The sequence below is a fragment of the Vibrio ishigakensis genome (genome assembly GCF_024347675.1).
Taxonomy (GTDB): domain Bacteria; phylum Pseudomonadota; class Gammaproteobacteria; order Enterobacterales; family Vibrionaceae; genus Vibrio; species Vibrio ishigakensis.
Genome location: NZ_AP024882.1, coordinates 1,625,029 through 1,636,194 on the forward strand (window position 1 = coordinate 1,625,029; position 11,166 = coordinate 1,636,194).

8 protein-coding genes are annotated in these 11,166 nt (G+C 46.9%); 2 read left to right on the forward strand and 6 right to left on the reverse strand.

Going from position 1 to position 11,166, the window contains the following annotated elements:
- The first annotated feature begins 10 nt into the window (after nucleotides 1-10).
- Nucleotides 11-2,386: a purple acid phosphatase family protein gene (locus Pcarn_RS21310; protein WP_261836335.1), complete on the forward strand. Its 2,376-nt coding sequence runs from the start codon at nucleotides 11-13 to the stop codon at nucleotides 2,384-2,386.
- Nucleotides 2,387-2,447: 61 nt separating this feature from the next.
- Here Pcarn_RS21310 and Pcarn_RS21315 read toward each other — a convergent pair whose 3' ends face one another.
- The 3 genes from Pcarn_RS21315 to Pcarn_RS21325 all read right to left on the reverse strand — a co-directional run bounded on the left by Pcarn_RS21315 (nucleotide 2,448) and on the right by Pcarn_RS21325 (nucleotide 8,065).
- A complete protein-coding gene (locus tag Pcarn_RS21315) occupies nucleotides 2,448-3,713 on the reverse strand; it encodes a metal-dependent hydrolase family protein (protein WP_261836336.1) in 1,266 nt (421 codons plus the stop codon).
- 570 nt (nucleotides 3,714-4,283) lie between these two features.
- On the reverse strand, nucleotides 4,284-5,882 hold the full coding sequence (locus tag Pcarn_RS21320; RefSeq protein WP_261836337.1) for an isocitrate lyase: 1,599 nt from the start codon (nucleotides 5,880-5,882) through the stop codon (nucleotides 4,284-4,286).
- 20 nt (nucleotides 5,883-5,902) lie between these two features.
- Nucleotides 5,903-8,065 carry a malate synthase G gene (locus Pcarn_RS21325; RefSeq protein ID WP_261836338.1) on the reverse strand — a complete coding sequence of 721 codons (2,163 nt, stop codon included), beginning with the start codon at nucleotides 8,063-8,065 and terminating at the stop codon, nucleotides 5,903-5,905.
- Between the two features lie 140 nt (nucleotides 8,066-8,205).
- Here Pcarn_RS21325 and Pcarn_RS21330 point away from each other — a divergent pair, with 140 nt between their 5' ends.
- Nucleotides 8,206-9,759, forward strand: coding sequence for a DUF3612 domain-containing protein (locus tag Pcarn_RS21330; protein ID WP_261836339.1), 1,554 nt, complete (start codon nucleotides 8,206-8,208; stop codon nucleotides 9,757-9,759).
- 23 nt (nucleotides 9,760-9,782) lie between these two features.
- On the opposite strand, the gene Pcarn_RS21335 is transcribed toward Pcarn_RS21330, so the two are convergent.
- The 3 genes from Pcarn_RS21335 to Pcarn_RS21345 all read right to left on the reverse strand — a co-directional run bounded on the left by Pcarn_RS21335 (nucleotide 9,783) and on the right by Pcarn_RS21345 (nucleotide 11,166).
- Nucleotides 9,783-10,256: a Fur family transcriptional regulator gene (locus Pcarn_RS21335; RefSeq protein ID WP_261836340.1), complete on the reverse strand. Its 474-nt coding sequence runs from the start codon at nucleotides 10,254-10,256 to the stop codon at nucleotides 9,783-9,785.
- Between the two features lie 128 nt (nucleotides 10,257-10,384).
- Entirely contained in the window at nucleotides 10,385-10,690 is a 306-nt protein-coding gene (locus Pcarn_RS21340) for a DUF2149 domain-containing protein (RefSeq protein WP_261836341.1), read from the reverse strand.
- Nucleotides 10,690-11,166, reverse strand: a complete 477-nt coding sequence (locus Pcarn_RS21345; RefSeq protein ID WP_261836342.1) for a MotA/TolQ/ExbB proton channel family protein — start codon at nucleotides 11,164-11,166, stop codon at nucleotides 10,690-10,692. Before Pcarn_RS21345 ends, Pcarn_RS21340 begins: the two co-directional genes overlap by 1 nt.

Below are 11,166 nucleotides of genomic sequence, written 5' to 3' on the forward strand. Positions count from 1 at the left end.
AGGAAATAACATGAAAAAGTCGCTTTTATACAGCGCAATGATTGCACTGCCTCTGCTTGCTGGTTGTAACTCTTCAAGTAGTGACAACAAACCAACCGAACCTAACCCTGGGGAGCCTGTAAATCCTATAGAGGGTGTGTATGACCGAGCTGGTCCTATTGCAGATTTTCTAGCAACTCCATACCTGCAGCATCCAGCAACGGATGGCATGACCGTGATGTTTGAGCCAGAGTCTCTGACGTCCACAGATTCTGTCGTTTATTATCGCGAACAGGGCCATCTAGGACCATACAAGTCGCTGGTAAGCCACAGCACAGATTACGACGAACTTGGTTTGGTTCAGCGCGTTCGTATCGATGGCCTGAAAAGTGATACCAAGTATGATTACTTTGTGCGCACCGAACAGGGTGACTCTAAGGTCTACAACTTCCGCACTTGGCCCACTGCTGCTGATATCGATAACCACAGCGAGTACACCTTTGTGGCCATGTCTGACACACACGCTAGCGACCGTGATCGCTGGGGTGAGGGCCTGACTGGCCTGCGTGACATATATGACAACGGTATTATCCGTCACGAGTGTTTCGGTGATGTAGAGAATTGTAATGACCATATCTCAGGCATCATGGTAGCGGGTGACTTGGTCTATGCGACCAACGTGCGCAAAGCTTATCGCGATTTCTTCAATTCTTCTCAAGAACTTGCCGCTTACGTCCCTATCCTACCGACTCCGGGTAACCACGAGCATGACGGTGGCAACATCGAAGGCTACGATATTTATATCGACTGGCCAGCTCAAATGGGCTGGGAAAAGGCTCGCTACACCTATTCTCTTGATTTCCTAAACACTCGTATGTTCTTCTTCGATAGCTTCGTTAAAACCGATGGCGGTCAAGAATATCAATATGATTGGACTCAACAGGAGCTTGAAAACACTGTCCATGATGGCAGCATCGACTATGTATTGGGTATCACCCACGCGCCGTGCAAATCTTCTATGTGGCTATCCGGTGAGTCGTGGAAAGCGTGTGAGTTTGTTGACCTGTTGCAAGAGTACTCTGCAAATTCAGGCAAGCTTTCAGGGCATATGTTCGGTCACACCCACTCTTATACCCGTGGTAACGACAAGAACACACCACACGTAGCACTGAACGTGGCTACCTCTGTGGGTCGTCTCGACCACTTCGCTGAATTTGCGCAGTATGATTACGACACCGTTGCCCTTTCTAACGATGAAAACGGCTACAACATCTTCACCATGACAGCTGAAGGTGACAAGCAGATCACTATGACGCGTCGCAATGGCGGTAGCTTCTATCGTGGCTTCCAACACGACTTCCCTGTGTATGAAACTCAGGTTTATCGCGTTCACAATGGTCCAAGCCAACCTGTAATTCAAGAAATGGGCTTTACTGACCCTGGCGTACTTGCAATGAATGCTTCTTCATTCGATGGTCAACCAGAAACCGAACACTATGAGACGCATTGGCAGCTGTCTAGCACCTCTGATTTCAGCGAAGACGTGAATGATATCTGGGGTAACACAACTCGTGCTTACAACTGGTGGTATAACGAAGATGACTTCTTAGATGAAGACGGTAACCGTGTGGTGACCGAATGTAATCCTTATGCTGACAAGGACGAAGAGTGCGAGTCAGACCGCAAACACACCTTCCCTGTAGATACACAAGAAGGCGTTGATATCACCGCTTACGAAACCGTATCCACTGCAGTACCAGGTAGCACTATTTTCGCCCGAGTTCGTTATCGTGATAACAACCTGAACTGGTCTGAATGGTCACCTGTTGAAGAGCTTGACTACGCAGGTGTTGCAACCGATAACCTAGTTATCAATGGTGACGCAGAAGCGGGTAATGAAGATGGCTGGGATCACTATCCTAAATCGGCAGATCCAACGTGGAATGCGCTTAAATCTCTAGAGCGCGGTGCATGTGGAATTCCTGATTCAAACGGTAATCGAGTCTTCCAACTAGGTAACCTAGGTAATGAGAGTTGCAACGGCTACGGCGAAGGGTTCGGTGGTGTTGCGAGCCAAACCGTCAACGCTATTGAAAGTCTTGAAGGCTATACCGGTGTTGAGCCACTATACGCAACCTACTCTTCATACATGATGAACTGGGGCGGCGCTAACGATGACCCTATTTGGATGTATGTTGAGTTCCTAGATGAAGACGGTGAAGTCATTGGCAAAACTGACGATATCAAAGCTAACTCATCTAAGAAGCTAACCAAGTACATGGGTACTTCTCTAGCACCAACTGGCACCCATCACGTGCGTATTGTGATGGAGTCAGAGCACCAGTCTGGTACAGATACAGACGCTCAATTTGACGACGTTGAGCTAATCCTGTCTATGCCTGAGTAATTGAATCATTGTTTTTAAACGACAAAGCCCGGCTAGATTAGCCGGGCTTATTGTTATTCAATTAAAGAGTGTTCTTGTACACCTGACCATCTTTCATGATGACTTTCTTAGCGTCATCACTCATCACCACATCCACACCTTTAAGAGGGTTACCGTCGATGATTAGCAGGTCAGCATAAGCACCTTCAACGATTTGGCCTAGCTTACCTTCTTGGTAAGGGTGCTGATAAGTCGACATTTCGAACAGGCGACCGCAGTTTGACGTAGCCATGCGAAGTGCTGTGATGGTATCGAAAGTCTTCTCGATTGCGCCTAGCTCTTGCATCTGAGTCTCATGCACGTTAGACGTACCTACACAGTCGGTACCAAATGCGATGTTTTCAATTTCGTACTTCTTGATTAGGTCAGCAGACTTAAACATCGCCTTACCCACTCGTTCAGTCTTGCGGTATGTCTCCTCGTTTGGAAGCGGGATCTTACGCTCAGCAATCAGTGATGATGTGAAGTACGAAGGTACAACCCAGATACCTTTATCTTTGATGGTTTGAGCAATCTCCTCATCCATAATAGTCGCGTGTTCGAAACACATTACGCCCGCTTCTGCTGCGCGTTTCATCGCAGGTGCCGTGTGAATGTGCGCCGCAACATAAGTACCGTAGTCAGAGGCTGCCTCTACCGCAGCTTTCATTTCATCTAGTGTGTATTGCAGTGTATCTAGCGGGTCAAAAGTCGATGATGCACCGCCACCAGCCATGATCTTGATTTGTGAAGCGCCCATGAACAGCTGCTCACGTACCGCTTTCAATACCTCTGAGCGACCATCGGCTACCTTGAAGGTACCTGTTTTCATGATAGGTGAATCTTCATGACCATTCGCTAGGCGTTGTTGCGCTTGGTTTTGACGATAGTCTGAGTGACCAGAGGTCTGTGAAATCGCAGCTTGAGATGGGAAGATACGAGGACCGTTCGCATAGCCAGTATCGATAGCATTCTTAAGGCCTAATGTGTTACCACCAACATCACGACAGGAAGTAAAGCCGCGCATTAGCATCTCTTCTGAGATTCGAGCTGAGCGGATTGCCATCTCGTTTGTTGTCATTGCGTCTAGTTCACTGAATCCTGCTGAAAGCGTGATATGAACGTGCGCATCGATAAGGCCTGGCATCACCGTGCCGCCTTTCGCATCAATAACTTCGTCTACTTGGCTTGCATCGATATCTGCATCGATTTTAGTGATTAGGTTATCTTCGATAAGAACCGACACGTTCTTGATTAGCTTGTCATCAGTGCCGTTAAAAACGTTCGCGTTAGTAATTAGCTTTTTCATAATCTCTTTCCTCGTATTCTTTACCATGATTGGTTGACGAGATAGATATTACGCCTTGCGACTCATAGATAATTGCCATTTGATGACACTACAAACATAAACCTGATAAATAATACAGGTTCTTCGCGGATTATCGGGGACCACAAAACTCCTTCTGAGCCAGTCACCACCTCCGAGAGATTGATTCACAAGGTCGCGGTGAACCCATCCGTGGGCGCTTGGCGCTCGCTTCCCTGCGAGCGACACCTTGCTCCATCAATCCCTCTCTGGCAGTAGCATCAGTGGGAACCCCAGCATAGCAGGGCTCAAAGTCATAGTTGATATCCCAGAGATTTGAGTGGCAGGCTGTGGTGCAGGCCAAGTGTTTGAGGCAAGGATGCCGAAACCAAGCCTACAGGGAGGTATTTACGGCGGCTTGGCTTGCATCACTGCCAGAGTGAGCACACGAACCTGAAATGGTAATTGTTCGACTAATCCGCGAAGAAACTAAAAAAGAGGCCTAAGTCTTTCGACCTAGACCCCAAAAGGTCATAAACACATTTTTGGGTCAATAGACCCTAGATAAAGGGATTACGCGAACTGATTCATGGTGTTGTTCTCGCCAGAGGCTTTTAGTGCCTGCTCACCAGAGAAGTACTGCTTGTGGTCATCGCCAATGTTAGAGCCTGCCATATCTTGGTGTTTAACCGATGCCAACTCCTGACGGATCTCTTTACGCTGAACACCTTTCACATAAGCAAGCATTCCCATCTCACCGAAGTAGTCTTTGGCTAGGTTATCCGTAGACAGAGCTGCAGTATGATAGGTCGGTAGCGTGATTAGGTGGTGGAAGATACCTGCTTCTTTGGCTGCATCTTTCTGGAAGTTTTGGATCTTGGTATCCGCTTCACGAGCTAGCTCGGTTTCATCGTAGATGCTGCTCATTAGTTTGTCTCGCTCATAAGCCGACACGTCTTTACCCTGCTCTGCCCAAGCATCAAATACCTGCTGACGGAAGCTTAGCGTCCAGTTAAACGATGGGCTGTTGTTGTAAACCAGTTTCGCATTTGGCACTACTTCGCGAATGCGGTTTACCATGCCTGCAATCTGCTGAACATGCGGTTTCTCTGTTTCTATCCAAAGAAGGTCTGCACCGTGTTGAAGGGAAGTAATGCAGTCTAGAACTACGCGATCTTCGCCCGTATTTGGTTTGAACTTAACAAGCCCATTAGGTAGGCGGGTTGGCTTGATATAGCGCTCACCCTGTTTCAGTACCATATCACCACTGGTTAGCTCTTCTAGTGAAGTGATTTCTTCGCCATCGATAAAGGCATTGTACTGCTCTGCTAAATCACCAGATGTTTGAGATACAGGGATCTTCTGAGTTAGACCTGCGCCCAATGAATCGGTGCGCGCCACGATTACACCATCATCAACACCTAGCTCTAAGAAGGCGTAACGAACCGCGTTGATCTTAGCTAGGAAATCCTCATGAGGTACAGTTACCTTACCATCTTGGTGACCACACTGCTTGGCATCTGATACTTGGTTTTCAATTTGGATACAACAAGCACCTGCCTCAATCATCTTCTTCGCTAGTAGGTAAGTTGCTTCTTCATTACCAAAGCCCGCATCGATATCAGCAACAATCGGCACTATATGGGTTTCAAAGGTATCTATCTGTTTTTGTACCGCTTGGGCTGTGATTTCGTCACCCTCTTTACGTGCGTTATCTAGATCTTTATAAAGGTGGTTCAACTCACGGGCATCCGCTTGCTTCAAGAATGTGTATAGCTCTTCAATCAGTTTTGGTACCGCTGTTTTCTCATGCATTGACTGATCAGGAAGTGGACCTAGCTCTGAGCGCATCGCCGCTACCATCCAACCAGAAAGGTACAGGTATCGGCTCTGTGTGGTACCAAAGTGTTTCTTAATAGAGATCATCTTCTGCTGACCTACAAAGCCGTGCCAGCAGCCTAGTGATTGGGTATAGTTCTCACTGCTCTCATCATAAGCCTCCATATCACGACGCATGATCTTTGCTGTGTATTTCGCAATATCTAGACCGGTTCTAAAGCGGTTTTGCAGTTGCATTCGAGCAACGAATTCAGGGTTAATGGCTTTCCAGGTTTCACCTTGAGCTGATGTAGTGCTTGTCGCCGTTTCCAACATAGTTCTGTAGTTATTCATAACAATTCCCTCTCCTAGAATTAGTGCTGTTTTGCGTTGATGCGATATTGGTGTAGTAGTGGTTCGGTGTAACCATTTGGCTGTTCCGTCCCTTCAAAAATCAGTGCCCTTGCGGCTTGAAATGCTGTGCTTGAATCTGTATCCGGCGTCATATCTTTGTAACCAGCCGTGGAGCTGTTTTGCTGGTCTACAATCTCGGCCATCTCGGTTAAGCAAGACTCTACCTGCTCTTGGCTACACACGCCGTGCATAAGCCAGTTGGCGATGTGTTGGCTGGAGATCCTTAGTGTTGCCCTATCCTCCATCAAACCTACTTGGTTGATATCAGGCACTTTTGAACAGCCGATACCCATCTCAACCCAGCGAGACACATAGCCTAAGATCCCTTGAACGTTGTTTCTGATCTCGTTCTCGATCTCTTCTTCAGTAAGCTCTCGCTCCTGGGAAAGCAGTGGGATGGTCAACATACCTTTGCGATAGTTGCCGCTTTCTATCTGCTGTTGCTGTTCAAACACGTTTAGCTGTAGGTAGTGAAGTGAATGCAGCGTGGCTGCGGTTGGAGATGGTACCCAGGCTGTAGTAGCACCGGCTTCCAGATGAGCCATTTTTTGTTCCATCATAGCGGCCATCTCATCCGGCATTGCCCACATTCCTTTACCGATCTGAGCCTTGCCAGAAAGGCCACAATTTAGGCCAACACTTACGTTGTTTTTCTCATATGCATCAATCCAGCGCTGATGCTTAAGCTCAGGTTTTGGCATAAAGGCACCCGCTTGCATGCTGGTGTGGATCTCATCGCCAGTGCGGTCAAGAAAACCCGTATTGATAAAGAACACACGCTGTTTAGCCTGACGAATACACTCTTTTAGGTTAAGAGAAGTACGACGCTCCTCATCCATGATGCCGATCTTGATGGTGTTTTGTTCAAGACCCAGCATCTGCTCAACTCGGGTAAACACATCACAAGCAAAGGCAACTTCCTCAGGGCCATGCATCTTAGGTTTAACGATGTAGATTGAACCTTCTCTCGAGTTACGAGTGCGGCAAGCACTTGGGTTCTTAAACTCAATGGAAGCGATCAATGCGGTTACTACTGCATCTATTAGGCCCTCGGGCGCCATCTCACCGTTTGCCATGGTTACTAGGTCGCTGCTCATCAGGTGACCTACATTGCGGATAAGAAGTAGAGAGCGACCGTGCAAGTTATAGTCTTCACCGCGGCGACCATCGTATGTGCGATCCCCTTCTAAGCGGCGGATATGGTGAACACCACCCTTTTCGAAGTTTGCACTTAGTGACCCTGTCACTAGCCCTAGCCAGTTTCGGTAAGCATCTACCTTGTCTTCGGCATCAACAGCGGCAATAGAGTCTTCCAAATCCATAATGGTTGAAGCGGCTGACTCAACTTGGATATCGTCGATATGTGATAGATCAGATTTACCTATCTTGCCTTGGCGATTGATGATGAGCTCTACATGCAAGCCATTGTGTTTAAGCACAATCGAGGTTGGCTCACGTTCAGGGTCGCTACAGGCAACGTATTGGCATGGGTTCTTAAGACCAGTCGATGAACCGTCCGGGAAATAAGCTAGAAGGTTTTCAAAATAAACTGTGTAGCTTTCTACGTCGTGGTGAGAACCCTCATCTAGTGGGAATATCTCATCTAACATGGTTTTTGCGAATTCAATTACACGCTTACCTCGAGCAGGATTGTATTTCTTACCCGCCTGCATGCCGTGTGTGCTTGGGATTACATCACTTCCATAAAGAGCATCGTAAAGACTTCCCCATCTTGCGTTAGCAGCGTTTAGCGCAAAACGTGCATTCTTGATTGGTACAACTAATTGAGGCGCAGCCATCGAAGTTATCTCTTGGTCTAGGTTCTGCGTCTCAATAGTGAAATCTTCACCTTCAGGAAGTAGATAACCGATATCGGTCAGAAACTCTTGGTACTGCTGAGTGGTAAATGAACGATGGGTTTTGTGGAACTCGTCGATCTGGCTCTGTAGGTAATCACGCTTTGACAAAAGCTCCTGATTACGCGGGGCAAACTCTGCAAGCAAGTCTGTGAAATCGCGCCAAAAGGCGTCGACATCAAGATTGACCAGAGGGAGCACTTCGGTATTTAGGAACTGGGACAAGTGTTGGTGAATTTGGCATTCTTTTGTAAGCGGTAAATTCATAGCCTGTTTCCTCTGGTTGATATAAGTGCTGAGATGGTCACTTCACAAATCTGGTTAATTCCTGATTGGTACAATTTCACTTTAACGAATTATTTACTAAAATTTCACAAATAAAATTTCACAATGTAAATTTTACAAATATGAAGAGTAAAACCAGCCTATTTAGACAGTCTCATTTTCTTGGTACCAAGGTGCGTAATCTACGCAAGCGAAACCACCTGACCTTGGAAGATTTATCCGCTCGCTGCATCAAGCTAAACCCAGAGTCCGCGCCGTCTGTGTCGTACCTTTCGATGATTGAAAGAGGCAAGCGCGTACCCAGTGAAGACATGCTCGAGGTGATAGCTGATGTGTTCCAAAAACCCCTGAATTGGTTCTTAGATGACACTAACGATCAGAGTGAAATTGTTCCTGAGAAATCAGGCAAAGGTGGTGTAAAAGGGATGGCTCTGGAACCTAGCTTTCTCTTTTCTAACGATATTTTGCAGATTGCGATTCCAGAAATGCTGGCACAAACCGGCACCACAGGGCGTCAGTTTGCACACCTTTTGATCCGTGCTCACCAAGAGCACAATCAAAACCATTTCCCCGATCTCGAGCGCGCGGCAGAAGAAATAGGCAATAAACGCATGCCTCTCTCTGTTGATGACCTGCTGGAAATCTGTAAGGAGCTTGGGCTCAAAGTAAAGTGGTTTACTGAAAAGCCCGAAGATGTAGATGGTGACTTTGGGGAGGCTCGACACAGAGTGGTTCGTTCCTATTTTGAAGCCCCTAACCTGATACATGTCAATCGCATCCTCAAAGGCGATAACGTGCGACTCAAATATGATCTGGCGGTCAATATTGGACACATGGTACTGCATCAAGGAGACGGCGAAAAAAGCAAGCTGATTGCAGATAGTAAGCCAAGCTATGGTCTCAGAGATGAAACCCAAACTAATAACTCTGTTGAGCTGGATTCAACCAAGATCCTACATGCATGGCGCGACTTTGAGTGTTCCTTTTTCGCCGGTGCCTTACTCTGCCCTAAAGTGCCATTTCGACAGCTTCTCGACCGACATGGTTATGACATCTCAGTATGTAAGCTGGCCGGAGTTTCAGAGTCCATTGCCATGCGTCGCATGACGGCAGTTTCACCCTACCCGCACTGGCACTATTTTGATGCCTATCACCCAGGCATACTCAAGGCGGTATATCGAGGTAACGGCATTCCGCTGCCTTGGGGCAACATGAAGATGGTGGAAGACCCTTGTCAGCACTGGGCCGTATTTAGAATGGCTAACAAAGACAAAGACTTTAATGAGAGCGTGGCGCAGATATCAATCCTGATGCAAAACGATGTGCCGCATATCTACTGCTGTGAATCGGTAAAGGTAAAAGATTTTGCCGGAAACGCTCATGTTCTATGTAGTGGTCTCGACCTTAATCCAGCCATACAAGCGCAAGGCTTTGATGCCGTCGAGATAGCGAATCAACTTAAGCAGTCGTGCATTGAAAATGGCGGTACTGGACCGATACCAAAAGACATTAAGAATCTTCTTTTGACCGTGGGTCGAATTCTGAATATCAACTGGATAGAGAGAGGAATGGATAACCGAGCTCGGCTGATCTGCTCACGAGGCTCTGTCTGTCCTAGACAACCGCAGTGCGAGCGAGTTAAGAAAGAGAAGGTAATAAAAGTAGCGGAGCTATAGGGTTACCTATAGCTCCGCACTAATTATTTTTCTTTGTCTCTGCACTCTTCACAGAGACAGTTTACTTCTAGCTGATCACTGGCAAACACAAAGCCTGCATCGGTCACATTGCGTTTTAGCTCGTTGACTAAATCAGCATTGATGCTGACCTCTTTCACCTTAAAGCAGCTAGAACAGATCAAGAACTGAGCCGTGTCATGACTGTGACAGCAAGTGATGTGCATGCAAGAGATGTACTTGTTTGCAATCTGCAGCCTGTGTACTAAATCTTGCTCTTGCAAGAAGTCTAAGATTCGATATACCGACATAGCCGACATGTTCTCACCATACTGCTCCTTATACAGGTCAGCGACCTCATAAGCGGAAAGCGCCTTGTCTGAACTTGTCATGCACAACAGGATCTTCTTGCGCTTGTCAGTCAGTTGGCCACCGTTTTGTTTCACCTTTGCAGTGGCATGCTCAAGGATAGTTTCTGGCGTAGTTTGCGGTTCTTGCATAGTGGTTTCGAATCAACTTCTTTTACAAAAATACGGTGGCTAGTGTACTAGAAATCCTAGGATTTTTCCTGTTCTTTCGTGCTACACATCAAGTTACTGATTAAATAACTTCTTTTATATTCAAGAGGCTACTTATCTTTAGCCGGAACATAGACCAATCGTCCATCATCCAGCATATAGGTTTGCCCCGCGATGCGTCCTGTCCCTTCGCCGATTTCATCGGATGTTTCATAACGGGTCATGGTTTCTCCGTCTTTTACCGTGATACGCATGTTCTCTTTGCCTGGGTTTTCAATCAGTACCGAGTCCTCAGGGATCTGCTTACCAGTGACATTCAATATCATCAAAAAGGCCATCACGACTGCAAATAGATCCACTAGGCTCACTACAGAAAGGATAGGATCGTCCAGCTCATCAGACTCTAGGAATCTCATCAACCCTTCTCCTTTACTTCAATAGCGCACAGGTCCTCTAACATCCAGCGGCGACGCACCGTCATGATACTAAAGGTAATACTCGCCGCGATCAGTGCCAAGATAGAGGCAGAAAAGGCTACGATCATCTCTTGTGCCACCTTGTCGATCTCCCCTTCGCCCATAGCCACAAGTGCTGGGCCGATAGCGATCATGGTCGTAACCAAACCAAGCATAGGGCCTGAGCGACTGATAAGTCTTAGTGGCTCTAATTGCTTGATGATCCAAAGCTCTAACTGATCGCTCTCATAGACATTTCGACGCTCGGCATAGCGATGCAGTACAGGTACATGACTCTCTGTTTGTCTTTGTACCAACTCCATAATGAAGCGGCCCAGGGCATACAGGGAGTAAACGACTAAGATAACCACCAGCACCATGATAGGTTGCATAAATAGGGTGGCAAATTGATAAACTAGGGTTTCTATCTGATTCAT